This window comes from Thiobaca trueperi, assembly GCF_004342175.1.
GTDB lineage: Bacteria > Pseudomonadota > Gammaproteobacteria > Chromatiales > Chromatiaceae > Thiobaca > Thiobaca trueperi.
In genome coordinates this window covers 176,093-201,967 of sequence record NZ_SMAO01000007.1, presented here as the reverse complement: position 1 = coordinate 201,967, position 25,875 = coordinate 176,093, and the positions used below count along the sequence as shown (strand labels likewise).

The following is a 25,875-nucleotide window of genomic DNA, read 5'->3' as shown; positions in this document are numbered from 1 at the left end:
ACGGACCATCACGGCGCACCGGCGCCCGTTCGGCGCACCTGACGGCGGCATGGGCAAACGGGATGGATCCCGGCGAAAAACGGGGGAAAACGGCCAGCGGCTCGGCTCGGCTCGGCTCGGCTCGGCTCGGCTCGGCTCGGCAATGAGGATGCGGCAGGACGACATCATGTCAACATTCCGGTGGAGATGGCCCAGAATTCAACAGGATCGGCAGGGTTTTCGGCGCGCGGGCGAATCTGCCATAACTTACACACAAAAATCAATCCCCCGATCAGCGGGCGAACGGCCCTGGCCGAACCGCTCCGGGTTATCCTTGACGCCTCGCGCCCTCGCCATCTGGAGACCCGCCATGCGCTTTTTCACCACCGAAGGCCCGGTCCGCCCCGACCGCCATTACAGCCTGCCGCCCCTGTCGCGCTGGAACCTGGAGGAAGTTCTCGATCTGATCAACCAGGAAAAATATTTCCTGCTGCACGCCCCACGCCAGACCGGCAAAACCTCCTGCCTGCTGGCGCTGATGGAGCATCTGAACCGCGAGGGGCGCTATCGGGCGGTTTATGCCAATCTGGAAATCGCCCAGACGGCGCGCGAGGATGTGGCGCGCGGCATGCGCGCCATCTGCGGGACGATCGCGGCCGCCGCCCGTCTCTACACGGGCGATGAGCGCCTGTTTGCCTGGAACGAAGAGGCTCTGGCGGCGCGGAGCGCCGAGGGGATGCTCGGCGGGCTGCTGGAATCCTGGAGCCAGCACAGCCCGCAGCCATTGGTGCTGCTGCTCGACGAGGTGGACGCCCTGGTCGGCGATACCCTGATCTCGCTGCTGCGTCAGTTGCGCGCCGGCTACACCCAGCGCCCGACGGCCTTTCCGCAGACGATCATCCTCTGCGGGGTGCGCGACCTGCGCGACTACCGGATTCATGCGTCATCCGAAGCGGAACCCATCACCGGCGGCAGTGCCTTCAACATCAAGGCCAAGTCGCTGCGACTGGGCGACTTCAGCGCCGGGGAGACCCGTACCCTGCTGCTGGAACATACCCACGAGACCGGGCAGGTGTTCACCCCGGAGGCGCTCGACCGGGTGTGGGAGTTGACGCAGGGCCAGCCGTGGCTGGTCAATGCCCTGGCCTATCGTGCCTGCTTCGAGATTCGCACGGCCCGCGACCGCACCCAGCCGATTACCCGGGAGCTGATCGATCAGGCCAAGGAGTCGATGATCCTGGAGCGCGTCACCCATCTCGATCAGCTTGCGCACAAATTGCAGGAGCCCCGGGTGCGACGGATCATCGAGCCGATGCTGGCCGGCACCGAGCCGGGCGAAGTGGCCGAGGATGATCGTCAGTATCTGGTCGATCTGGGGCTGTTGCGCCGAGACGGCGCGGGCGGTCTGATCGTCGCCAATCCCATCTACCGCGAAGTCCTGCCGCGTGCGCTGGCCAGCGGGCCGCAGGATTCGCTGCCCCGGATCGCCCCGACCTGGCTCAATCCGGACGGTTCGCTGAACCCCGACGCTCTGCTCGATGCCTTCCTCGCCTTCTGGCGCCAGCACGGCGAGCCGCTGCTCAAAAGCGCGCCCTATCACGAGATCGCGCCGCATCTGGTGCTGATGGCCTTTCTGCATCGGGTCATCAACGGCGGCGGGACGCTGGAACGCGAATATGCCATCGGCATGGGACGCATGGATCTCTGTCTGCGCTATGGCGCGGTGACGCTGGGGATCGAACTCAAGGTCTGGCGCGATGGTGCCCCGGACCCGCTGACTCAGGGTCTGATGCAATTGGATGGTTATCTGGCCGGATTGGGACTGGAAACCGGCTGGCTGGTGATCTTCGACCGGCGGACGGGACAGCCAGCTATCGCCGAACGGACGACCAGCAGCGAGCAGATCAGCCCGCAGGGCCGGCGAATCCAGATCGTGCGCGCCTGAACGCCATTCAGAACGTCCGGCAGGGATTCGCAGTCAAGGCGGCGGACAGCGGACATGGTTTGCTTGGGCAACCGTCCAGCGATTGGTCTAAACTACGCCGCTTGTCAAAAAACAGACACTCAGACCATGCCACACCGCACCTTGAGCGACTCCGGCGTCGTTTCCCACCGCCGCTCACTCCTTGATTCGATCAACAGCCCGATCAACCTGCGCGCCCTGCCCGAGAGCCTGCTTCCCGAGGTCGCAAGCGAGCTGCGCGGTTTCCTGGTCGAATGTGTCTCCCAGACCGGCGGCCATCTGGCGGCGGGGCTCGGCGTGGTGGAACTGACCATCGGTCTGCATTATGTCTTCGACACCCCGCACGACCGGCTGATCTGGGACGTGGGCCACCAGGCCTATCCGCACAAGATCCTCACCGGACGCCGCGACCGCATGATCAGCATGCGTCAGAAGGACGGTCTCTCGGGCTTTCCGAAACGCTGCGAGAGCGAATACGACAGCTTCGGCGTCGGTCACTCCAGCACCTCCATCAGCGCCGCGCTCGGCATGGCGCTCGCGGCCAAGCAGCGCGGTGAACGGCGCACGGTGATCGCGGTGATCGGCGACGGCGCACTCGGCGCAGGCATGGCCTTCGAGGCGCTCAATCATGCGGGGTCGATGGACATCGATCTGGTCGTCATCCTCAACGACAACGAGATGTCGATCTCGCCGCCGGTCGGGGCCATCAGCAATCATCTGTCGCGACTGCTCTCCGGCAAGATCTATACCTCCATGCGCGAAGGCAGCAAGAACGCGCTCGCCGGCATGCCCCAGTTGCGGCATCTGGTCGGTCGCTGGGAAGAGCATGTCAAAGGCATGCTGATGCCGAGCACCCTGTTCGAGGAGCTGGGCTTCAATTATATCGGCCCCATCGACGGCCACGACATGGCGTCGATGATCAAGACGCTGCGCAATATCAAGGAGATGCCGGGGCAGCGCCTGCTGCATGTCGTCACCAGGAAGGGGCGCGGCTACGAGCCGGCAGAGGGTCAGCCGACCACCTATCACGGTGTGACGCCCTTCAACCGCCAGACCGGCGAGCTGCGCAAGGGCACCGCCAAGGGGCCGACCTACACCCAGATCTTCGGCGGCTGGCTGTGCGACGCCGCTGCCGCCGACAAACGTCTGGTCGGCATCACCCCGGCCATGTGCGAGGGCTCGGGACTCACCGCCTTCTCCAAACGCTTCCCCGACCGCTATTTCGATGTCGGCATCGCCGAACAGCATGCCGTCACACTCGCCGCCGGCATGGCCTGCGAAGGGCTCAAGCCGGTGGTCGCCATCTATTCCAGCTTCCTGCAGCGCGCCTACGACCAGCTCGTCCATGATGTCTGTCTGCAAAATCTGGATGTCACCTTTGCCGTGGATCGCGGCGGACTGGTCGGGCCGGATGGCGCGACCCACGCCGGCAGCTTCGATCTGAGCTTTTGTCGCCCCATCCCGAATCTGCTGATTTTGGCCCCGTCGGACGAAAACGAATGTCGGCGGATGCTCAAGACCGCCTATGAATATGAAGGCCCGGCAATGGTGCGCTATCCGCGCGGCGGCGGCCCCGGAGTCACGATTGATTCAGACGCCCCCGCCCTGCCCATCGGTCGCGGTGAGATCGTTCGCACCGGCCAGCGGATTGCCCTGCTCGCCTTCGGCAGTCTGGTTGCACCCGCGCTGACAGCGGCTGAGACCCTGAACGCCACGGTGGCGAACATGCGTTTCGTCAAACCGCTTGATGAGGCACTGATCCGGGATCTGGCGCGGGATCATGACATCCTGGTCACGCTCGAAGAAAACGCCATCGCTGGCGGGGCCGGGAGCGGCGTGGCTGAATTCCTCTCCAGCCAGGGTCTGGTCGTGCGCTGCCTTCATCTGGGTCTGCCGGATCGTTATATCGACCACGCCGAGCACGCCGAACAGCTTGCGATGTGCGGACTGGACGCGCCCGGAATCATCGCCAGCGTGCAGGCTGAACTTGGATGATTTCAGGGAAAGTTCCTGACCACCTGAAATGCCGTCAATTTAGACAGGATTAACAGGATTAAAAACAATCATTTGAAAAATCCTGCTCATCCTGGAAAATTCTGTTAATCCTGTCCATTTCAGGTGAGCGCCGGTACGAGTTTTGCGGAAAATCGCCTTAATCGACAACTGACGATGATGCTCCAGGTCCACCCCATCCCCGCCTTTGACGACAACTATATCTGGCTGCTGACAGAAGGCGTCGGCACGGCGGCGGTCGTGGATCCGGGCGATGCCGAGCCGGTCATCGAGACACTACGGGCGGATGGTCTGACCCTGACGGCGGTGCTGGTCACGCACCATCATCAGGACCACATCGGCGGACTGGCCGAACTGCTGGCGGCCTTTCCGGCTCTGCGCATCTATGGGCCGGACGACCGGCGTATTCCCCTGCTGACTGATCATCTGCGCGAGGGCGACAGCCTTCAGCCGGCTGGCCTGAGCACCGCCTTCAGCATCATGGAAACACCCGGCCATACCGCCACCCACATCGCCTGTCTCGGCGCAGGGCGGCTCTTCTGCGGCGACACGCTCTTTGCCGCCGGCTGCGGACGGGTTTTCGACGGCACCTTCGAGCAGCTCGCCCACTCGCTGGAGCGCATCGCCGCACTGCCCGGCGAAACGCTCTGCCATTGCGCCCACGAATACACCCTCGCCAATCTGGGCTTTGCGCGCTGGGTGGAGCCGGACAGCGCCGCGCTGGCCGCACGCATCCTGGCCGACCAGCAGCGGCGCGACCTGGATCAGCCCACAGTTCCCTCCCGGCTTGATCTGGAACGCGCAACCAATCCCTTTTTGCGCACCCGCGAGCCCGGCGTCATCGCCGCCGCTGAAGGTTTCGCCGGACGTTCGCTCGGCTCCAGCGCCGAGGTCTTCACAGCATTGCGGCGCTGGAAGGACGAGCGATACGATTGACGGGTATTTCGTGCGGTCCAAAGTTCGTTATGCATTCAGGGCTTAAGACCACAGCGCGGATCGACTCACAGCAGGCATTGGAAGAAACATTGATTCATCCCTGACTCCTGGCAACGCGAAACCTTCTGCCTACTCAAGCGATCTCCAGATTGCAGGCCGCAGACCGGAGCGCCCTGCTCTTCCTCCCACTCGATAGCGTCCGATTTGCCCCGACATAGACCACCGCGCCGTCACCCCCTTTACGAGGTCGTCATCCAGTTTTTGTATGAATGCACGCCAGAGCCGATCCATCCTCATCCATTGCCTCGCGATCTTACTGATCCTGCCGATCCTCGCGTTCGCGGCAACCGCCAAGCCGACGGAGCCCGCGAACGCGGCGCTCACAGTGACAACCGTGATCCCCCGTGTCGAGACCTGGCCGATCACGATCCCGGCCAACGGCAGTCTGAGCGCCTGGCAGGAGGCCGTGGTCGCCGCTGAGATCGGCGGTCTGCGCGTGGTCGCGCTGTCAGCCGATGTGGGCTCCGTGGTCAAACGCGGCGACGAACTGGCGCGATTGGCGCAGGAGACCGTGCTCGCGGATCTGGCCCTCCAGGAAGCACGGGTGGAGCAGGCGCGGGCCGCGCTCTCCGAGGCCCAGGACAACGGACGGCGGGCGCGCGAGCTGGCCGGACGTCCAACCCTCTCCGAACAGCAGAGCAAGCAGTATCTGGTCGCCGAGGAAAGCGCCAAGGCCAATCTGGCTGCCGCTGAGGCGCAGCTCAGGGGACAGCAGATCCGGCTCGATCAGACCCACATCCGCGCCGTTGACGATGGGGTCATCTCCTCACGCAGCGTCACGCTCGGCAGCGTGGTGCAGGCCGGCGCCGAGCTGTTTCGGCTGGTGCGTCAGAACCGTATCGAATGGCGCGCCGAGGTCATGGCCGATCAGCTTGCGCAGATCCGTCCCGGTCAGGCGGCGCGCATCCGTCTCGGGGGGGGGATCCTGAACGGCGTGGTGCGCATGCCCGCACCGACCTTCGATCCCGCAACCCGTCTGGCGCTGGTCTATATCGATCTGACCGATCCCGGCGCGGCCCGCGCCGGCGATTTTGCGCGCGGCGAGATCATCGTCGGCGAATCGTCCGCGCTCACGGTGCCCGAATCGGTCGTGGTCTGGCGCGATGGCAACAGCTATGTCTTCGCGGTCGGCGATGACCGCCATGTGATCCAGCACAAGATCGTCACCGGACGCCGCGCCGACAACCGGGTCGAGATCGTCTCCGGGCTGACGGCCCCGGTCCCGCTCGTGATGACCGGCGGCGCCTTCCTCAACGATGGGGACAGCGTGCGTCTCGCCGCGACCGATCCTGCGGCGGTGACGCATCCATGAATGTTTCCGCCTGGTCGATCCGTAACCCGGTTCCCGCCATCCTGCTCTTCGCGATGCTGACCCTGCTGGGTCTGGCGGGCTTTCGCGCGCTCGGGATCCAGAATTTCCCGGACATCGAACTCCCCCGCATCATCGTCAACGCCCAGCTCGAAGGCGCGGCACCGGCCCAGCTCGAAACCGATGTCGCGCGCAAGATCGAAAACGAGGTTGCGACCCTCGGCGGCGTCAAGCACATCCACACCACACTGAGCGACGGCAGCGCGCGGATCCAGATCGATTTCGATATCGATGTCCCCATCGAAACGGCCCTGAACGATGTGCGCAACGCGGTTGACAGCGTGCGCGCTGATCTGCCGCAGGACATGACCGATCCGGTCGTCTCCAAGGTGACGACCGCCGGCAGCGCCATCGTCACCTTCACGGTCGCCTCCGAGCGTCTGGACGAAGAGGCGCTGTCCTGGTTCGTCGATAACGAGATCAGCAAGGCGCTGCTCGCAGTCAAAGGGGTCGGGGCCGTCGATCGGGTCGGTGGCGTCGAGCGCGAGGTCGGAGTGGATCTGGACCCCACGCGGATGGCCGCGCTCGGGGTGACGGCCTCGGACATCTCGGCACGGCTCAAACAGGTGCAGCAGGACGCCTCCGGCGGACGCGGCGACATCGGCGACGGGGTACAGTCGGTGCGCACGCTTGGTGCAGTGCGCGACATCGCCGCTATCGCCGCGCTCGACATCCCTTTGACCAACGGGCGCAGTGTGCGTCTCGACCAGATCGCCCAGGTGCATGACAGCATCGCCGAGCGCACCGCCTATGCCCTGCTTGACGGCAAGCCGGTCGTCGGCTTCTCGGTGAGCCGTCTGAAAGGATCCAGCGAGGTTGAGGTGGCCGAGCGGGTACGCCGTGCCGTGGCGGAGCTGAACCTGCGCTTTCCGCAGGTCAGCATCGACGAGGCTTACAACACGGTCGCGCCGGTCGAGGACAACTTTCAGGGCTCGATGGAGCTGCTCTACGAAGGTGCCCTGCTCGCTGTGCTGGTGGTGCTGTGGTTCCTGCGCGACTGGCGCGCCACCCTGGTTGCCGCCGCCGCCCTGCCACTCTCGATCATCCCGACCTTCGCCGTCATTCACTGGCTCGGCTTCAGTCTCAACGGTCTGACCCTGCTCTCGCTGGCGCTGGTGGTCGGCATCCTGGTCGATGACGCCATCGTCGAGATCGAGAACATCGTGCGTCATCTGCGCATGGGCAAGGGGCCGATCCAGGCCGCCACCGAGGCTGCCGACGAGATCGGTCTGGCCGTCATCGCCACCAGCCTGACCCTGGTGGCTGTGTTTCTGCCGACCGCCTTCATGGGCGGGGTGCCCGGCAAATTCTTCCGCGAGTTCGGCATCACCGCCGCCGTCGCGGTCTTTTTCTCGCTGGTGGTCGCGCGCCTGCTGACCCCCATGATGTCCGCCTATACCCTCAAACCGCGCGGTCCCGGCATCGCCGACGGGCGGCTGATGCGCGTCTATCTCGCGACGGCGGACTGGTGTCTGGGACACCGCAAGACCACGCTGCTGGCGGCGGTGCTCTTCTTCGCCGGCTCGCTGTCGCTGGTGCCGCTGCTGCCGACCGGCTTCATCCCGCCCTCCGACCGCAACCAGACCGCCGTCAAGCTCGAACTCGCACCGGGCAGTACCTTGGAGGAAACGCGCGCGGCGGCAGAACGGGCGCGCGAGCTGATCGCGCCCATCGACGACATCACCCGCATTTTTACGACGGTCGGCGCCATCGCCGGCGGCGGACCCTTTGCCGAAGGCGGCAGCACGGATGTGCGCAAGGCGTCACTGATGATCAACCTCAAGCATCGCCATGATCGCCCGCGCAAGCAGGCCGCCATCGAGCAGGAGATCCGCGAGCGCCTGCGCGAACTGCCCGGCGTGCGTCTCTCGGTGGGTCTGGGCGATGTGGGCGAACGGCTGCAAGTGGTGCTGGCGGGCGACGACCCGGAGTTGCTGGAGCGCACCAGTCAGGCCGTCGAACGCGATCTGCGCACCCTGCCCCGCGTCGGCAACGTCACCTCCAACGCCAGTCTGCAACGCCCCGAGATCCATGTGGACGTGGACTTCGCCCGCGCCGCCGATCTGGGCGTGACGACGGCGGCCATCGCCACCGCGATCCGGGTCGCGACCGCCGGCGACTTCGCGGTGCAACTGCCCAAGCTCAATCTGCCCCAGCGGCAGATCCCGATCCGGGTGCGTCTGGATCCCGAGCTGCGGCGCGATCTGGACGCCATCGCCCAACTGCGTCTGCCCGCCTGGTCGGGGCAGGTGCCCCTGAGCGCGGTGGCCGGGGTGCGTCTGAGCAGCGGCCCGGCGCAGATCGAACGTCTGGACCGCAACCGCAACATCACCATCCAGGTCGAGCTGGCCGGGCGCACCGTCGGCGAGGTGCTGGCCGAGGTCGATCAACTGCCCTCACTGCTGCGTCTGCCGCCGGGGATCGAGCGACCGGCCTCCGGCGACGCCGAGCGCATGGCCGAGGTCTTCGGCGGCTTCGGCACCGCGATGCTGACCGGCGTGCTCTGTATTTATATCGTGCTGGTATTGCTGTTCCACGATTTCCTGCAACCGGCGACCATCCTCGCCGCGCTGCCGCTGTCGGTCGGCGGCGCCTTCGCCGCCCTGCTGCTGACCCACAACAGCTTTTCGATGCCATCGATCATCGGGGTGCTGATGCTGATGGGCATCGTCACCAAGAACTCGATCCTGCTGGTCGAATACGCCGTCATGGCCCGTCGCGAGCATGGACTGGCCCGACGTGAGGCGCTGCTCGACGCCTGTCACAAACGCGCTCGCCCGATCCTCATGACCACCATCGCCATGGTCGCCGGCATGCTGCCGATTGCGCTCGGCTGGGGCGCCGAGCCGAGCTTCCGCTCACCGATGGCGATTGCCGTCATCGGCGGTCTGCTGACCTCGACACTGCTGTCGCTGCTGGTGATCCCGGTCGTCTTCACCTTCATCGACGATCTGGTCGGCATCCTGCGCCGGGTTGGCGACTGGATGCATCGGGCCAATCATGGCCGGCAGTCAGAGGCCGGATGACTCTAAATAATTTGGACAGGATTAACAGGAGTAACCATCCCCCGGCAGAGCCGGGGGCTTTGAATTCGTGAGCCGCTCAAAGCGGCAAGGGGTCGCTAACGCGGCCCCACGGTTCTTGGGCCGCCTAAAGGCGGCAAGTCAGCGCTGTTCGAGGCGCTGGTCTTCGCGCCTCTTGGTACTGGATGTAGGCGCGAATCACCGCCTCATCCCGACCCACCGTCGAGACAAAGTACCCGCGCGCCCAGAAATGCTGGCCTCGAGAGTTACGTTGCCGCTCACCGTAGACCCGTGCCAAATGGATGGCGCTCTTGCCCTTGATGTAACCAACCACTTCGGACACGGCATACTTCGGTGGAATCGCAATCAACATATGAACATGGTCGGCCAGGAGGTGCCCCTCCTCAATGCGGCTCTCCTTGTGCCGCGCGAGCTTGTGAAACACCTCGCCGAGATGGGCGCGGAGCTGTCCGTACAACACCTTCCGGCGACACTTCGGGATAAACACAATATGATATTTACACTCCCACTTGGAGTGGCTTAGGCTGTCAAAGTCGTCCATCGGGACTCTCCTCAATCGTGTGCTTGGCGGCTCACGCGGCGGAGTGTCCCCGATGGACTCCCGGAAATGTCAAACTGCTACGGTCACCCCGGCAAAGCCGGGGGATTTCTCATTTTATTAAAAACAATAAGTTGAAATCCTGTTAATCCTGTCTATTTTGGACGCGCATCAGGTCAACCGGCGTGCCTGACGCGCTCGACAACCGCGAAGGCCGAGTCATCGCCCAGTGCGCCGGTATAGATCTTGGGCGCGCCATCCGGGCGGCGACGGAAACGCTTGTAGGGCCACAGATACTGCTCGGGGCAGGTCATGACGCATTGCTCGATCCCGCGATTGAGTGCGGTCGCGGCTTCGACATCGTCCTCGCTGTCGATCCCCTCGGGCGCCCGGATGCAGTGAATCCTGAATCCGGCGTCCCGCGCCAGACGTTCGGCGAACATGAAGATGACCGGCGCCCCGGTGCGGCGCGCCAGACGGTTGACCAGCAGCATGGTAAAAGCAGGTATCCCGAAAAAGGGCGCGAAGACGGCACCTTTGTCGGCCTTTGGCTCCTGATCCGGGAGGATCCCCACATAGTCGCCACGCTCCAGCGACTGGACCAGCACCCGGATGCCCTTGGCGGTGATCGGGGCCAGCTCGGCGCCGCTGCGGGCGCGCGCGGCGCGGATCATGTCGTCGAGATAGGTCTGGGGTTTATAGAAGATGGCCGTTGGTCCCTGCGCCGCCAGATAGAGACCGGCCAGCTCCCAGGCGCCGAGATGCGGCGAGAGCACGATCAGCCCCCGGCCCGGCTCGCGCTTGAGCAGTTCAGCCCCCCTGACCTCGCGCACCAGGGACAATGCCTGTTCAGCCGGACGCAGCCAGAGATAGGCGATCTCAAAATAAGTCTTGCCGAACTCCCTGAGATTCCGGTCGCGCAGACGGATCTGTTCGTCCGGGGTCAGGTCCGGCAGACAGAGCGCGAGATTGAGAAGCGCGTTACGACGCTGTCGGTTGGGCCAGTGCGCCGCCAGCAGACCGGCGGCAGCGCCCAGCCGATGGATCCATGACAGCGGCAGACGCGAGACCAGATGCATGAGCACACGCGCCAGACGATCCTTGAACGCCAGCACAGCCGGACGCCGCTTGCGCCTTGATTGATTCGCCACCACACATCTCCCGGAGAAAAGGGTTCGGTCAGGTCGCCACAGGTGACAGCGCCGGACCAATTGCTACACTGCGCATCCCGCGCGGCGGTTCACGACATGCCAACCGCATCGCAGCGACCATCATCGTCACACGAGGAACCTCTGCATGACCGGCGACCAACCCAAGAATCTGAGCCCCCAGGAAGCAATGGACATGCTGGAATCGCATCCGCAGGCGGTTCTGGTCGATATCCGTTCGTCGATGGAGTTTCTCTTCGTCGGCCACCCCAAAGGCGCCGTTCACATCCCCTGGATCGATGAGCCGGACTGGGTGGTCAACCCCCATTTCGTCACCGAGATCCGCAAACTGCTGCTCGGTGGCGTCGGTGGCGAAACCAGCGACTCCGGCGCGCCGGTCATTCTCATCTGCCGCAGCGGCAAACGCTCGCTCGAAGCCGGCAGAATGTTGATCCAGGAGGGACTCAAATCGGTCTATCACATCGATGAAGGGTTCGAGGGCGATCTTGACGAACACCATCACCGCAACAGTCTCGGCGGTTGGCGCTTTCGCGGTCTACCCTGGGAGCAGTGCTGAACGGTTCTCGGCATCGCGCCGACACCGGCCAAGGAACTGAAGCTGGCGCAGAATTTCGCGTGCGGCGCAGAGGTTGCGTGGCGAGGGGTCGGCGAACAGATCCTGGAGTTCCTTGTCCAGCGCCGCGCCCTTCTCCGCCAACTGCGTCAGCACCTCAGCAACCGCTGTCGCGGCATCCGGGCGGTTGGCCGCCTCAGCCAGAATCGCGCGCAGCTCCATCTGCTCCATCAGCAGCGCGCCGCCATTGCCGGGCGTCTCGCCAGGATCCGGATCCATTGCCTGATCGTCCGCATAGAGATCAAGCAGATATTCCGCCCGGCTCTGCGGATCGGCGAGAACGCGATGGGCCTCATCGATCCGCATCAGAGCCAGCGCAACACTGCTGCTATCGATCAGGTCACCGGCCTGATCATCCTCTTCCCGCGCCGCTCTCAACAGGGCGCGATAACGCTCGGCCAGCAGACCGGTATCAACCACGAAGCCCACCGGCAGATCGAAGAGCTGAAAATAGTTTTTAGCTGAGTTCAGTACCATGAACCGAACCGACATTCACAGACAACGCACAAGGGTACGACCAGGCTGACGCTGCCGTCCAGCCTGCACAAACCGGGCGCTACAGATCATTGCAAACCGCTGCCCGCGCGCATTCAGGCGCTCGCAAGACGCGAGACGCCCAGCTTGACATCGACGGTCGCGCAATTGGTTGGTGGATGCTCGTCCAGATCGTCGCGACGGTCCACCAGTTGCTGAAGACTGATCTGACTGAGGTGTTCGTAGATGAGATTGCTCAGGTCATACCAGAGCGCATGCGTGAGGCAAGGCCCGTTGTTCTGACAGTTATGACCGCCGCCACAGCGCGTAGTGTCCACGCTTTCGTCCACTGCCGCAATCACCTCGGCCACCGGAATGTCAGACGCCGGACGGGCCAGATTGTAACCGCCGCCGGGACCGCGCACGCTGGTCACCAGCGTGCGCTTGCGCAGCTTGGCGAAAAGCTGCTCCAGATAAGACAGCGAAATTCCCTGACGCTGGGCGATGTCGGCCAGCGCGATCGGTCCCTGCCCCTGATGGATCGCCAGATCCAGCATGGCGGTCACGGCATAGCGGCCTTTGGTCGTCAGTCTCACGTGCAACGCACTCCTGCATCAAGATTTTTAAACCGCGCCCGGTATGGTATGCGATGTTTTTGTGTTGGATCGATCTTGGCAGCTTCGGCGACCATGGGAGTTGGCGCGGTTTAAAAAATATTTTAAACGGCGTCCCCGCCAAAGGCCGTGGATGCACCAAACTTCGAACTCAATCGAAATTCAGCATCTCGCGCTGAATGCAGTTTAAGCATGATACGTTACCCGACCAGAACGATCAATTAAGCCCCTCAGGTTTGAGGGGTGTCGGCAGCGGGTGCATCGGCTACCGTTGCCGACGGCAGTTCCATCTGGTCCAGATCGGCGTCATGCTCGAAATGGCGCATGATGCCCTGCGCCTCCAGCGCGCGCGACATCGCCTCCATGCGCCGGTCCATGTGATGAATATGATCCAGCATCCGGTTGATGGCGTTGGCGACCGGATCCGGGACATCCCGGGTTGCGCCATAGGCATCGAAGCCGATGCGTTTGGCGGTATCGGCGCGCCGCCGGGTCGCCGCATCCCCGGCAGGCTCGATGATGCGTCCGGGCACACCCACTGCCGTCGCGCCAGGCGGCACCGATTTGACGACGACCGCATTGGAGCCGATTCGCGCCCCCTCGCCGATCTCAATCGGCCCCAGCACCTTGGCCCCGGCGCCCACCACCACATCGCGCCCCAGGGTCGGATGACGCTTGCCTTTCTGCCAGGTGGTGCCGCCGAGCGTGACACCGTGATACAGCGTGCAGTCGTCGCCGATCACCGCCGTCTCGCCGATCACCACGCCCATGCCGTGATCGATGAAAAAGCGCCGTCCGATCACCGCGCCCGGATGGATTTCGATGCCGGTGAAGAGCCGCGCGACATTCGCGAGCACGCGCGCCAGCCATTTGAGATTGCGCCGCCAGAGACGGTGGGCGAGCCGATGCACCAGAATGGCATGGACGCCGGGATAGGTCGTGAGCACCTCAAAGCGCGTGCGCGCCGCCGGATCGCGCTCGAAGACGCAGGCGATATCCTCTTGCAGTCGGTCAAACATCATCAGTGCCAGGCTGGCCCGGTTTCATGTTGGGATGGAGGCGGATCCTCGCCCGGGGCATCCGTGGCGTCGGCGATCCGATGGTTTTCATCCAGCCAGTCGCCCAGGTCGATCAGACGGCAGCGGCGGCTGCAAAAAGGTCGCCAGGTGGCGGCGGGGGTCCATTCAACCGGTTTGCCGCAGTGGGGACAGGTGACAGTCGTGGTCATGAATCAAAGGACACAGCAGGTTAAATTGAACGGGATGTCTTCCTGACAGGGCGTGGATCGTCCATCGGGCCAGGCATGCATGAACCGGATATTGAAGCGATTATGGTGTCCGCTGATTTCAGGATAGACGCAAGCGGCAGGGTCGAGTCCGATGCACAGCATCTGCAACGGAACCTGCGGATCCAGAGCCTCCTGAAAAAGACCCCTCCCGGCCAGCATGGACTGCGGTCGGGCGCTGGTTCTGATCAACGACAGCACCAGTTGAATGGCCGCGCTGGCGGGTCTGAGGTCTGACAGCCAGCCGGTAAAACCGGCCTGGCGAACGTCCGGCGGCTGAAGCAGCCAGGAGTGAAAATGAGGCAGGTCAAAGCTACAGGTTCCACCCGGAATGCTGACGCGATGCAGAATGGTCTTGAGAAAATCGTCTTCGCGGGCGCGCCGCCCAAGCGATCCGCTGACTTCCTGAAGATCGGCGACAGCCGCTTCGAGATTGCCCACCACATCCGCCAGCATGCCCGGATCGACGCCGCGCTGGTGCGCGAGACGATTCAGGATGGCGATATGCCGGTCAAGTTCCTTCAGCAGTTCGTTTCTGACATCCGCGCACGCGACGATGTCGGCGATCTCCAGCAACGCGCCGATGGCGGCGCGGGCGGCCCAGGGGCTGGGTTGAGGAACGAAATGATCCAATTGCCCGAACAGGTGTTCAAGCCGCAGCAAGGTGCGGATACGTTCGTTGAGCGGATGTTCGAAGATCATCAATGTCGACACGGCGATGTCTCGTCTCACAGACTGGCGGAATGCTGACCGACCCGGCGGCAAACCCCGCGCGACGCGGAGATCGAAACACCGCACGGCTGGAATGCCGTGATTCTCCCGGTTTCGCCGGGCGATGTCACGAATCGCAGACGGACGTCCCCAATCCCAGTTCGATCCCAAGTCGATAGAGTGCGTTTTTTTTGGCGCCGGTCAAGCGCGCGGCCAGGGCGGCGGCCTGACTGAGCGGCAGGGTCTCGCCAAGAATGCGCAGGACGCGCTCCTGCTCGGCGCGATCCCCCTCGACGGCCTCGCGCCGGCCTTCCACCAGGATGACCAGCTCGCCGAGCCGCTGTTCGGGATCGGTCTCCAATCGCTGCGCCAGCTCGTGCGGCGAACCGAAGAGGAAGGTCTCGAAGCGTTTGGTGAGTTCGCGCGCCAGCACCACGCGGCGGTTCTCACCCAGTACCGCGCCGATGTCGGCGAGCGTCTCACCGGCCCGTTTTCCGCTTTCATAGAGGATGAGCGTACCGGGTTCGGCGATCACCGCCTCCAGCCAGGACTGGCGCTGGGAACGGGTGCGCGGCGGAAAGCCGAGAAAGAGAAAGCGATCACTCGGCAGGCCCGCCGCCGAGAGTGCGCAGATGGCAGCGCTGGCGCCCGGTACCGGAACCACGGTCAGACCCCGCTCACGCGCCGCCGCGACCAGACTGTAACCGGGATCGCTGATCAGCGGCGTCCCGGCATCCGAGACCAGTGCCACGTCGCGCCCTTCCTCCAGCGCCGCCAGCAGACGCGGCGCGGTCGCGGTTTCGTTGTGGTCGTGATAGGCAATGAGACTGGCCGAAATCCCGCAATGGTTCAGGAGCCGCAGGGTCTCGCGGGTGTCCTCGGCGGCGATCAGATCGACCTCGGACAGGATCCGGCGCGCGCGCTCGGTAAGGTCGGCAAGATTGCCGATCGGCGTGGCGACCACGTATAGTAGCCCACTTCTTTGCTGCATCTTGTGCCCCCGAGAGCCTCTCAAACGGAACGGATCATGCCCAAGAATCGCGTGACTCATGACCGCCTGTCCACTCTGGCGTGGCTGACACCCCTGCTTCTGGTTCTCGGTCTGTCCGGCTGCGCCACCAGCCCGGCACTCGACGAATCCAAAGTTCTGGCAACGGTTCCCGGTGCCGCGCTGACTCAGGCCACCACCCTTGAAGCCCAGGGCAAGGCGACGGAAGCCGCCAAGCTGTATCTCGATCTGGCTGGCAAGGCGCGACCGCCCGCGCGAGCACAGCTTCAGCTCAAGGCCGTCGATGCCTATCTCTCCGCCGGTCAGACCGCTCCCGCCCGCCAGACGCTTGACGCCATCCCCAGTCAGGAACTCACGGCGACCCAGCGCGAGATGATGCTGCTCGCCCAGGCGGATCTGGCGCTGCTGACGGGGCGTCCGCAGGATGCGACCAGATTTCTGGGGCGCATGCAGGTTCAGTCGCTGCCGCGCGATCTCAAGGCCCGGCGACTCGGCACCCTGGCCTCCGCCCAGCGACTCGCCAGCTCGCCGCTCGATGCCGCCAAGACCTTGAACGATCTGGACCGGCTGCTGGAGCAGAACGATCAGCGCCTGGTCAATCAGGTCTCGCTGCTCTCGACCCTGAACACCCTGCCCCAGGCCGAGTTACAGAAACTGACCCGCACGGGCAGTTGGGCCATGCGGGGCTGGGCCGAGATCGCCCTCCTGACCCGGCAGGCCGGCGCTGATCCGTCACAGCTTGAGATCCGTTACCGCCAGTGGCAACGGGGCCGCAGCGGACATCCCGCATTGCCCGAGTTGGCGCGCGCCTACAGCCGGAATCTGTCGGGCGGCTATCAAAGCGGCGATCGGGTCACGGTCATGCTTCCCCGCAGTGGCCGCTTCGCCGCTGCCGCCAAGGCCGTCAGAGAAGGCATCGAAGCCGCCAGCCGTGTCGATACGGGTGCCCCGCAGCCACGCCTGGAGTTCGCCGACAGCACCAACGCCGGACGTGTCGGCGCCATTCATGCCAGGGCCATCAAAGACGGGGCGCACTATGTCATCGGCCCCCTGGAGAAGCCGGCAGTGGATGCGCTCGCCAGTGAACGGACGCTGAAAGTCCCAACACTGGCCCTGAACGAAAGCACCCGTGCCGAGCGACGTACCGACAACCTCTTCCAGTTTTCGCTCTCGCCCGAAAACGAGGCCGCCGAGGTCGCCAACAAAGCCTTCGCGCGCGGCTTGAAACGCGCCCTGCTGCTCTATCCGGAAGGTGCCTGGGGCAACCGTCTGGCCAGCGCCTTTCGCCAGCAATGGCTGAGTCTGGGCGGTATCCTGGCGGGACAGTCCAGCTTCAACCCGGTGGCAGCCAGCCATGAGAAAACAGCGCAGAAACTGCTTGACGGTCAATCCGCCGACCTGCTGTTCCTGGTCGCAACGGCGGACATGGCGCGCCGGATCCATCCGGCGATCCGCACTGCGTCAACGCGCCCGCTGACGGTCATCTCCACCTCGCATGTCTATGTAGGCGATTTCGACCCCAAACGGGATGCCGGACTGGTCGGACTCTATTTCGTCGATATCCCCTGGATGTTCGATGTCGGCGGAGATGGCCCGCTCTCGCGCCGTCGCCTGAGCAACAGCGCCGACCCGCTGGCGCGACTCCATGCCATGGGCGTCGATGCCTACCGGCTGGCGCCACGCCTCACCAATCTGGCCAAAAACCCCGGCGCCTATTACCCCGGCCAGACTGGCGGACTCTCGATCAACAGTCTGGGGCGCATCCAGCGCCAGCTTGAGTTGGGACGCTTCACCGAAACCGGGCCACAACTGGCCGATGCGCCGGTGGAGCCGCGCGCACCCGGTCACGCGCTTGATGCGGACTGAACAGGATGGCTGGCAGTCCGGATTCGGTTCAGATTCATGGTCAGATGTCCCACCTCAGTCACAAAACCAGGAGGCTCCGCCCATGTCGATCGCAACGCCACACCCCCCCGCGCCAGCCAACCGGCTGGCCGCGACCACCAGCCCCTATCTCCAGCAGCACGCCCGCAATCCGGTGGACTGGTGGCCCTGGTGCGACGAGGCGCTGACTCTCGCCCGTGAGCAGGATCGTCCGATCCTGCTCTCCATCGGTTATTCGGCCTGCCACTGGTGCCATGTGATGGCGCATGAATCCTTCGAGGATCCCGCAACAGCGGAGCTGATGAACCGGCTCTTCATCAACATCAAGGTGGACCGCGAGGAACGCCCTGATCTGGACCGGATCTATCAGAGCGCGCATCAGTTGCTCAGTCAGCGCACCGGCGGCTGGCCGCTGACGGTCTTTCTGACCCCTGACGACCATACGCCATTCTTCGCCGGCACCTATTTCCCACGCGAGGCGCGTTTCGGTCTGCCCTCATTCGGCCAGTTGCTGGAAGGGGTCGAGCGGGCCTATCGCGAACAGCCCGAGGCCATCCGCCAGCAGAATCAGGGTCTGATGGCGGCGCTGGCCGAGCTGGAACCCATCGCCGCCGGAAAGCTGCCGGATGCCGCACTGCTGAACACCGCGCTGCGTCAGCTTGCCGCCAGCTTCGATGCCGAGCACGGCGGGTTCGGCGATGCGCCCAAGTTTCCGCATGCGACCAACCTGGAACTGCTGTTCAGGCGGTATGCCGCCACGCTCGCCCAGGGTCAGCCCGACCAGCGGGCGCTGCGGATGGCGGCCTTCACCCTGGAGCGCATGATCCGGGGCGGGCTCACCGACCAGCTCGGCGGCGGTTTCTGCCGCTATTCGGTCGATGCGCAGTGGATGATCCCGCACTTCGAGAAGATGCTCTATGACAACGGCCCGCTGCTGGCGCTCTGCTGCGACGCCTTCACCGCGACCGGCGAACCGCTGTTTCGCGATGCCGCGCACTCAACCGCCGACTGGATCCTGCGCGAGATGCAGTCGCCCGAGGGCGGTTATTACTCGTCCCTGGACGCCGACAGCGAGGGTCACGAAGGCCGCTTTCATGTCTGGGACCGCGCACAGGTGCAGACGCTGTTGAGCGAGGCCGAGTACGCGCCCTTCGCCGCCGTCTATGGCCTGAACCTACCCGCCAACTTTGAGGGCCGCTGGCATCTGCACGGCTACCGGACACCCGCCGAAGTCGCCGCCGAACAGGGGCTGGATCTCGCCGAGATCGAGGCGCGGCTGGCGAGCGCCCGCGCGACGCTCTATGTCGAGCGCGAACGGCGCGTGCATCCCGGTCGCGACGAGAAGATCCTCACCGCCTGGAATGCCCTGGCAATCAAGGGCATGGCCCGCGCCGCGCGGGTGCTGGAGCGGCCCGATTATCTGGAATCGGCGGAACAGTCGCTGCGCTTCATCCGCCTGACACTCTGGCGCGACGGGCGGCTGCTGGCGACCTGCCGGGACGGCGTGGCCCATCTCAACGCCTATCTGGACGACTACGCCAATCTGCTCGATGCCCTGCTGGAACTCTTGCAGACCCGCTGGTCGGCGGCGGATCTGCGCTTCGCCATTGATCTCGCCGAGGTGCTGCTGGATCAGTTTCACGATCCCCAAAGCGGCGGTTTCTGGTTCACCGGACGCGATCACGAACCGCTCATCCATCGTCCCAAGCCACTTGGCGACGAATCCATGCCAGCCGGCAACGGCATCGCCGCCCATGCCCTGCAGCGTCTCGGCCATCTGCTCGGCGAGCCGCGTTATCTGGATGCCGCCGCCAACACCCTCAAACTGGCCGCCGAGTCGATCCAGCGCATGCCTTACGCCCATGCGACACTCCTGTTCGCCCTGGACGAACATCTGGAGCCGCCCGAGACCCTCATCATCCGCGCCGCCGATGACAGGCTGGCGACCCTGCAGCATCAGGCACAGCAGGGTTATCGACCACGCCGGCTGGTGCTGGCCATCCCCTCAGACGAGACCGGTCTGCCGGGAACCCTCGCCGCCATGTCAGCCGGCGAGCGGCCCCGGATCTATCGCTGCCGGGGAACGCACTGCGAGCCGCCGGTCGAATCGCTTGCCGAACGCTGATTTCAGGTATGCCGCCAAAGGAGACCGACTGAATGACCAGCACTGCCGAACGCGACGCCATCACCGCCGCCGACTATCTGGAAGGCGAAGCGCACTCCAGCATCAAACACGAATATATCGCCGGACAGGTCTTTGCCATGGCCGGCGCCAATGAATCGCATGTCACCATTGCGCTCAACTTGGCAACCTTACTCCGCGCCCATGTCCGGGGCGGTCCCTGCCGGGTCTATATCGCCGACATGAAGGTGCGGGTGGACGCCGCCGACAGCTTTTTCTACCCCGATGTCTTCGTGACCTGTCACCCCGACGACGCGGACGCACCGCAGATGAAGCGCCATCCGAGCCTCATCGTCGAGGTTTTGTCCGAATCGACCACCGCCTATGACCGTGGCGCCAAATTTGGCTATTACCGCCAGCTTCCATCGCTGAATGAGTATGTGCTGATCGAGACCGAGCACATGACGGTCGATGTCTTCCGACGCCGGCCTGACGGACAGTGGCTGTTTCAGTCCTACAGCGCGGGACAGACATTCGAACTCGACTCCACCGATTTTCAGTGCCCCATTGAAGCACTCTACGAAGACGTGCGCTTCCCGGAACAGGATGTGGAGTCGCTTTTCACGCGCTGTAAATGAGCCACTTCAGGTTGAACAGGAACGCTTTGATGCAGCCATCCCAAGCGACGATCACCGTGCTTCGCCGACGACTCGGCTATCTCAACTGGCTCTACAACCCCTTTCAGCGCCTGGGCGTGAGCGGGGTCTATGACCTGTTGGGAACCGATGTCGCCACCGAACGCGCGCTCTATCTGAATCTCGGCTACTGGAACGGCGCGACGACCCTGGATGATGCCTGTCAGGCGCTGGCCGCGCTGGTGGCGGACACTGCCGCAATGGGTCCGGGTGACCGCGTCCTGGATGTCGGTTTCGGCTTCGCCGATCAGGATCTCTTCTGGCAGACCCGCTATCGGCCCGATAGCATCGTCGGACTCAATGTCACCGCCTCGCAGGTCGAGGTGGCGCGCGAGCGGGTGCGTGCGGCGGGGCTGGCCGAGCGGATCGATCTGCGTCTGGGGTCAGCCACGGCGATGCCGCTGGAGTCGGCATCGGTGGACAGGGTGGTGGCGCTCGAATGCGCCTTTCATTTCGACACACGCGAACGCTTTTTTCAGGAAGCCTTTCGCGTGCTGCGACCCGGCGGGCGTCTGGTGCTCGCCGACATCATCCCAATGCCGCCTGAATCCGGGCGCTGGGCGCGGCTGGCGCAACGCTGGTCATGGCGTCAGGTCGCGCGCAAATTCGCCATCCCGCCGGAAAATGTCTACGGCCAGGACGCCTATCTCGCCAAACTCACGGCCAGCGGTTTTGCGAACGTGCGGCTGGAATCCATCCGCGAGCGGATCTATGCGCCGCTGCATGACTATCTGCGCCAGCATCCCGAAGCCGTCGCCCGTCTGCATCCGGCCACGCGCCTGCCCATCGCCCTGGCGCTCAGGCTCGATGCGCGGACGGTGTATCGCGGGCTGGATTATGTGCTGGCGGTGGCGGACAAGCCGGCAGGTTCATGATTCAAGTTAAACCGCGTCTCCACTGATGTCGTTGACTTCCCCAGAGCTAAACACAAATTGAAGATTACGCATATCGCACTGGACGCGGTTTAGCGCGCGGCATCAGGATCCCTGTCGGCAATCGCTTCAGTCCTCGGTGGAAGGCGGCAGGCCGGGCGCGAAGCAGCGGCTCAGGTCGAGCACCGGCAGGATTTCACCATCCAGCTCAAAGCAGGCACAGGCGACGCGACGCCATCGGTTCAGCGTCTCGGGCAGTACGCAGGCCCAGCCGTCATCCACGTCGATCCGCGTCGGGACGGACGACAAGACCAGGGCGCCGAAGTCCGGCGCCCCGCCTGCGGATCCGGCGAACCCCACAAGACCGATTAAAGTGGCCGTCTCCCCGGACCTCTCTCCGCGCGACCAGGCGCCAAGATCCAGCACGGGCAGCACGCCCTGTTCCCAAAAGAGCAGATGTCGGCAATGCGCGGGGGTGCGCGGAACCGCGTGAATGCGTGGCGCATCGAAAAGGTGCAACAGCTCGCGCGGCCCGATGACCGCCCGCTCCCCGGCTCCAAATTCGAGTTTCCAGCCGCTGCACCGGCTCATGAATCCGCCCCCGTCGCGATCTGACCGCTTCCTGGCCGGATCAGTGACGCGAGCTCAAGATGGTGCACCAATCCACGCACATCAACGGCACAGAGGATTCCTGAACCATCTGGGGCGACTGCCTGGATCGGGGAATCGGGCCGTCGCATCGCTGGCGGCAGCGGCATGAGGGGACCAACCTCGTCCTTGATCACCCGAATGCCCTCGCACAGAAGCCCTGACAGGCCATCACCATGATCGACGATCGCACAGAGTCCTCGCCCCTCCGGGAGCTGGCGCGTGGGTGTGAGATCGCTCGACAGGGCGAACACCGGACAGCGCTGCTCAAGGACATGGATCCACCCCAGGCCATGCTCGGGAGGATCACTGAAGGTCAGGTTAGAAGCCGACTCAATCGTCCTGAGATCCCCAGACGCCAGCAGCAGATTCAGACCGGCAAAGGACAGAACCGCACGCGCGTGATTCGGTTCGCTCATCCTCGCCCCCCGACCAGTACGCCGACCTGACGGAGCAGATCGTCCGGTCTGAACGGCTTGGTGAGATAGAGATCGACCCCATTGGCCCGCGCCTGCTGACGATGCTTCTCGGTCGAGCGCGAGGTGATCATGACGATGGGGACGCTTCTGGTCGCGTCTCTGGCGCGCACATGCGCCGCCAGTTCCAGCCCGTTCATGCGGGGCATCTCCAGATCGGTCATGATCAGATCCGGCACCAGGCGATTGAGCAGCGTGACCGCCTCCAGTCCATCGATCGCGGTTCGCACGTCGAATCCGGCATCCCGGAACACCTGCGCCGTCATGCGCCGCGCGGAGATGGAGTCATCGACGATCAGCGCCGTGCGGACCATGCCGGCGGACGCGCTGGGTCGCTCCAGACCGGATCCGGCGACGGCCCGGGGCAGGTGGATCTCGCCACTCGCGGATCCTGCGCCCTCCGCCGCGCGCAGGAGATCGGGCAGATCCACGACCGAGGCCACGCCCCCGTCGCCCAGGATGGTCGCGCCCACCACGCCATCGATGCGGCCCACGTAAGGGCCGAGTTTCTTCACGACCAGACTGCGGCTTTCGGTGATCTCCTCGACCAGAACGGCCTTCAGGACACCCGAACTCATTCTGACGATCATCAGCGGCTGTCCGACCGACGTCTCACCCCGCCTGGCGCCATCGGGCTCGCGCGCATGCTGGCGATGATCGAGATGGAGCAAATCGGCCAGCGGGAGAACATCGAGAATCTGCCCGCCATGCCGATAGATGCACTGGTCTCCCAGCAACCGCAGTTGATCGGCGGTGACGAAATGGATCTCCTCGATGCCACGGGCGGCGATGGCCAGCATCGTCCCGCCCGAACGGGTGAGCAGAGCCTGAACCGAGAGGAGGGTCGTCGGCAGACGGATCTCGACTGACAGTCCGGCTCCGTGGTGTGTCCGTAAAGCGATGGAGCCTTTGAGTTCCTCCACCATGGCATTGACGGCATCCAGTCCGATGCCGCGCCCGGAGACCTGGGTTGCGCCCTCACGGGTGGAGAAGCCGGCCGCCAGGATGAAGCGGGCGAGCTGGTCATCGGACAGCGAACCGGCCTCCCCGAGCAGCCCCCGACGGTGCGCCTGCTGGCGAATCTGCTCCAGATCCAGTCCCCGACCGTCATCGCGACAGGTCACGATGGTGACATCGCCCTCGCGCCGGAAAGTCAGTTCGATGTGACCGACCGGATCCTTGCCAGCGGCGAGGCGGCGCTCTGCCGGCTCGATGCCATGATCGACCGCGTTGCGCAGAACGTGCATGAGCGCATCGACGAGATGCGTGAGCAGATTACCGTCGATCAGGGTTTCCGCGCCCTTCAGGACCAGTTCCACCTCTTTGTCGAGCAGACGTCCGGTCTGACGAACCGCCCGATGCAGACGCGCGGCCACGGTCGTCACAGGCACCATGCGGGTACGCAGTACGGCGTCCTGGCTTTCGAGTTGCGTGCGCGCCTGGAGCGTGACCAGATCGGCCAGTTGCACCATCTGCTCCTGTGTGCCGCGCGTGATTTCGTGCGCGTCGGTCGTGATCTCGACCAGCCGCCTGGCGACCGTGTGCAGTTCGTCATATTGATCGAATTCGAGCGTGTCGAAGCCCGTGTCAGTCATCGCCGGTCGGGGCAGTGCGACGCCGCGAAGATCGACGAGATCCTCCAGATCATGGGCGAGTTGCCGCAACATCTGGTTCTGTTCATCGACCGCCTTGATCTGGCGCAGTGCCAACTGGAGACGGTTCTGGATCTGGGCGGTCGAGGTCATCGCCTCGCCGACCAGACGCAGTTGCTCGTCCACCAGACTGGTCGAAACCCGCAGCATCGGCACGGCGTCACGCTCGGGCCGCGCGGGTGCGGCCTCGGATTCCGGCGACTCATCCGCAGACGCCGCGTCATGTGCGGCGGCGGCGACCTCGATTCCCTGCGCGTCGATTCGGTTCGCCCAATTGAGCACATCCTGAAGAACGTCGATGGCATCCTCGGGCGCCTGACCGGAGCCGGTCAGGGCCTCGCTCATCGCCTCCAGGCAATCCGCCGCGTAAGCCAGCGTCTGGGACAGCCCCAGGTTGGGGAGTGCCCGGTGCTCGGCCAGCACGATCAGGATGTCCTCCAGATAATGGGTCAGGCTGGCGATGCCCTTCACGCCGACCGTGTTAGCCGCCCCCTTCAGGGTATGCGCGGAGCGCTTGGCGATATCGAGATCGACCACCCGCCCCTGTCCTGAGGCGATATGCTGGATGGCCTCGGTGAAGGCGGAGGTCTGAATCGGGAGTTCGATGAGCAGACCATCAAGCAGCTCTTGGTTGATGTCGTCCGGCACATCCAGGGAAACCGCATCGCGTTCCGCGACGACCGGACGTCGCTCCTGCTCCACCGCATCCTGGCGGATGAACTCAACGGATGACAGCGAGCGGGCGAGCTGACTCAGCCCCTCGCAGGCAACGCCCGCGACATCCAGCTCGCGGAGAATGGCAACCAGGGCGTCCGCCCGTGACGGCTCCAGCGGATCGCTCAGATAGTCGCGCAGACGGTCGGGCAAATCGGCCATGACGGCCAGGACGTCCAGGTTCGGGCGTCGCGCGTCAAGCAATGTCCGTGCGCCGAGCAGCAGCCGGGCGAGCGCCCCGAATCCCATGGCCTCAGCACCGGCGGCCAGCCGCTCCAGCTCATCGCAAAGCTGCTCCCAGCCCTGATCGCGCTGCTCGCGGTCTTCCGCCGCCGCCAGCGCCAGCGCCTCGTCCAGCCCCGCATAACTGGCCTCGAACGCCTCGACGGCCAGCGCCAGCATCTCGGTCGGAATGGACTGAACTAAATTCGCATCGCAGGAGAAGTCAAGCTGAACCCCGCCCCCCGTTGCGGTCTCGGCGGGATTCAGATCGGGCTCAGGCTCGGGCGCGGCGCAGACGAGCGGAAGCGCGGCCTCTGCGGAGTCATCGTCCAGCGCGGGGGACGATAGAAGCAGCAGACGCAGCAACTCGATCTCCTCAGCGGCGGCGCCAACCGGCCAACCCTCCTCCTGTAGAAAATCGAGGATCGCCTCAACGGCGTCAGGATCCCCCGGCGCCAGGACATAATCCATGACCAGGAGCGGAAAACGAACCAGCAACTCACCCAACCGCGTCTGGTTTGATGGCTCCCCGTCAATCATGGAGATCCGGTCGGCCAGGAGCACACTCACATCGATCAGCCCTGGCAGTCCGGCCTCGTCGGCGGCCTCCGCGAGCGCGCCGAGAATCCCGGCAACCTGTTGCGGACACCAGATCAAGGACTCGGATTCCTCACCGTCGGCGACGAACGCACCGCCCAATGCGTCAATACAGTCGAACAACCCCCCGCCAACTGCGTCCGGAGGCAGGCCGTCGGCGCTTACCTGATGAATTCCCATGGCAACTCCCGTCGCAGTGTTGGAGAACGACTGACG

General features: G+C 64.5%; 20 protein-coding genes and 1 pseudogene. 10 read left to right on the top strand and 11 right to left on the bottom strand.

Annotated features, from left to right (window positions below; all coding sequences use genetic code 11):
• Positions 1 to 349: 349 nt before the first annotated feature.
• From EDC35_RS14045 to EDC35_RS14025, 5 genes are all read left to right on the top strand, one after another.
• The gene (locus EDC35_RS14045) at positions 350 to 1,924 is read left to right on the top strand and encodes an AAA-like domain-containing protein (RefSeq protein ID WP_132977876.1); all 1,575 of its coding nucleotides are present in this window, start codon (positions 350 to 352) and stop codon (positions 1,922 to 1,924) included.
• A 126-nt stretch (positions 1,925 to 2,050) separates the two neighbouring features.
• Positions 2,051 to 3,937 carry a 1-deoxy-D-xylulose-5-phosphate synthase gene (dxs, locus tag EDC35_RS14040; protein WP_132977875.1) on the top strand — a complete coding sequence of 629 codons (1,887 nt, stop codon included), beginning with the start codon at positions 2,051 to 2,053 and terminating at the stop codon, positions 3,935 to 3,937.
• Positions 3,938 to 4,114: 177 nt separating this feature from the next.
• Positions 4,115 to 4,891, top strand: a complete 777-nt coding sequence (gene gloB / locus EDC35_RS14035) for a hydroxyacylglutathione hydrolase (RefSeq protein ID WP_132977918.1) — start codon at positions 4,115 to 4,117, stop codon at positions 4,889 to 4,891.
• A gap of 265 nt (positions 4,892 to 5,156) precedes the next feature.
• Complete coding sequence (locus EDC35_RS14030) at positions 5,157 to 6,263, top strand: efflux RND transporter periplasmic adaptor subunit (protein ID WP_132977874.1); 1,107 nt, start codon at positions 5,157 to 5,159, stop codon at positions 6,261 to 6,263.
• On the top strand, positions 6,260 to 9,346 hold the full coding sequence (locus EDC35_RS14025) for an efflux RND transporter permease subunit (protein ID WP_132977873.1): 3,087 nt from the start codon (positions 6,260 to 6,262) through the stop codon (positions 9,344 to 9,346). Before EDC35_RS14030 ends, EDC35_RS14025 begins: the two co-directional genes overlap by 4 nt.
• A 138-nt stretch (positions 9,347 to 9,484) precedes the next feature.
• Here the strand turns inward: EDC35_RS14025 and tnpA are convergent.
• Positions 9,485 to 9,905: pseudogene (gene tnpA, locus EDC35_RS14020) on the bottom strand (IS200/IS605 family transposase).
• Positions 9,906 to 10,078: 173 nt separating this feature from the next.
• Positions 10,079 to 11,053: a lysophospholipid acyltransferase family protein gene (locus tag EDC35_RS14015; protein ID WP_243651683.1), complete on the bottom strand. Its 975-nt coding sequence runs from the start codon at positions 11,051 to 11,053 to the stop codon at positions 10,079 to 10,081.
• 145 nt (positions 11,054 to 11,198) lie between these two features.
• On the opposite strand from EDC35_RS14015, the gene EDC35_RS14010 reads away from it, so the two are divergent.
• Positions 11,199 to 11,627, top strand: coding sequence for a rhodanese-like domain-containing protein (locus EDC35_RS14010; protein WP_132977871.1), 429 nt, complete (start codon positions 11,199 to 11,201; stop codon positions 11,625 to 11,627).
• Here the strand turns inward: EDC35_RS14010 and EDC35_RS14005 are convergent.
• The 6 genes from EDC35_RS14005 to rsmI form a co-directional block, all read right to left on the bottom strand.
• Positions 11,607 to 12,161, bottom strand: a complete 555-nt coding sequence (locus EDC35_RS14005; protein WP_243651681.1) for an iron-sulfur cluster co-chaperone HscB C-terminal domain-containing protein — start codon at positions 12,159 to 12,161, stop codon at positions 11,607 to 11,609. The genes EDC35_RS14010 and EDC35_RS14005 overlap by 21 nt on opposite strands.
• 113 nt (positions 12,162 to 12,274) lie before the next feature.
• Positions 12,275 to 12,754 carry a Fe-S cluster assembly transcription factor gene (locus EDC35_RS14000; protein ID WP_132977869.1) on the bottom strand — a complete coding sequence of 160 codons (480 nt, stop codon included), beginning with the start codon at positions 12,752 to 12,754 and terminating at the stop codon, positions 12,275 to 12,277.
• Positions 12,755 to 13,002: 248 nt separating this feature from the next.
• A complete protein-coding gene (gene cysE / locus EDC35_RS13995) occupies positions 13,003 to 13,791 on the bottom strand; it encodes a serine O-acetyltransferase (RefSeq protein ID WP_132977916.1) in 789 nt (262 codons plus the stop codon).
• A 2-nt stretch (positions 13,792 to 13,793) separates the two neighbouring features.
• Positions 13,794 to 14,000, bottom strand: a complete 207-nt coding sequence (locus EDC35_RS13990) for a DNA gyrase inhibitor YacG (protein WP_132977868.1) — start codon at positions 13,998 to 14,000, stop codon at positions 13,794 to 13,796.
• A 3-nt stretch (positions 14,001 to 14,003) separates the two neighbouring features.
• The gene (gene zapD, locus EDC35_RS13985; RefSeq protein ID WP_243651679.1) at positions 14,004 to 14,771 is read right to left on the bottom strand and encodes a cell division protein ZapD; all 768 of its coding nucleotides are present in this window, start codon (positions 14,769 to 14,771) and stop codon (positions 14,004 to 14,006) included.
• 124 nt (positions 14,772 to 14,895) lie between these two features.
• On the bottom strand, positions 14,896 to 15,759 hold the full coding sequence (gene rsmI / locus EDC35_RS13980; protein ID WP_132977867.1) for a 16S rRNA (cytidine(1402)-2'-O)-methyltransferase: 864 nt from the start codon (positions 15,757 to 15,759) through the stop codon (positions 14,896 to 14,898).
• A 36-nt stretch (positions 15,760 to 15,795) separates the two neighbouring features.
• Here rsmI and EDC35_RS13975 point away from each other — a divergent pair, with 36 nt between their 5' ends.
• From EDC35_RS13975 to EDC35_RS13960, 4 genes are all read left to right on the top strand, one after another.
• Positions 15,796 to 17,643 (top strand): penicillin-binding protein activator, encoded by a 1,848-nt coding sequence (locus tag EDC35_RS13975; RefSeq protein ID WP_132977866.1) that lies wholly within the window; start codon positions 15,796 to 15,798, stop codon positions 17,641 to 17,643.
• Between the two features lie 82 nt (positions 17,644 to 17,725).
• Positions 17,726 to 19,786 carry a thioredoxin domain-containing protein gene (locus EDC35_RS13970; protein ID WP_132977865.1) on the top strand — a complete coding sequence of 687 codons (2,061 nt, stop codon included), beginning with the start codon at positions 17,726 to 17,728 and terminating at the stop codon, positions 19,784 to 19,786.
• Between the two features lie 32 nt (positions 19,787 to 19,818).
• Entirely contained in the window at positions 19,819 to 20,421 is a 603-nt protein-coding gene (locus EDC35_RS13965; RefSeq protein ID WP_132977864.1) for a Uma2 family endonuclease, read from the top strand.
• A 29-nt stretch (positions 20,422 to 20,450) separates the two neighbouring features.
• The gene (locus EDC35_RS13960) at positions 20,451 to 21,353 is read left to right on the top strand and encodes an SAM-dependent methyltransferase (protein WP_132977863.1); all 903 of its coding nucleotides are present in this window, start codon (positions 20,451 to 20,453) and stop codon (positions 21,351 to 21,353) included.
• A gap of 126 nt (positions 21,354 to 21,479) precedes the next feature.
• On the opposite strand, the gene EDC35_RS13955 is transcribed toward EDC35_RS13960, so the two are convergent.
• Genes EDC35_RS13955 through EDC35_RS13945 form a run of 3 tightly spaced genes read right to left on the bottom strand, consistent with a single transcriptional unit; the run spans position 21,480 to position 25,839 of the window.
• Positions 21,480 to 21,941: a hypothetical protein gene (locus tag EDC35_RS13955; RefSeq protein ID WP_132977862.1), complete on the bottom strand. Its 462-nt coding sequence runs from the start codon at positions 21,939 to 21,941 to the stop codon at positions 21,480 to 21,482.
• Positions 21,938 to 22,417 carry a hypothetical protein gene (locus EDC35_RS13950; protein ID WP_132977861.1) on the bottom strand — a complete coding sequence of 160 codons (480 nt, stop codon included), beginning with the start codon at positions 22,415 to 22,417 and terminating at the stop codon, positions 21,938 to 21,940. Before EDC35_RS13950 ends, EDC35_RS13955 begins: the two co-directional genes overlap by 4 nt.
• On the bottom strand, positions 22,414 to 25,839 hold the full coding sequence (locus EDC35_RS13945) for a hybrid sensor histidine kinase/response regulator (RefSeq protein WP_132977860.1): 3,426 nt from the start codon (positions 25,837 to 25,839) through the stop codon (positions 22,414 to 22,416). The genes EDC35_RS13950 and EDC35_RS13945 overlap by 4 nt, the downstream gene beginning before the upstream one ends.
• Positions 25,840 to 25,875: the final 36 nt, after the last annotated feature.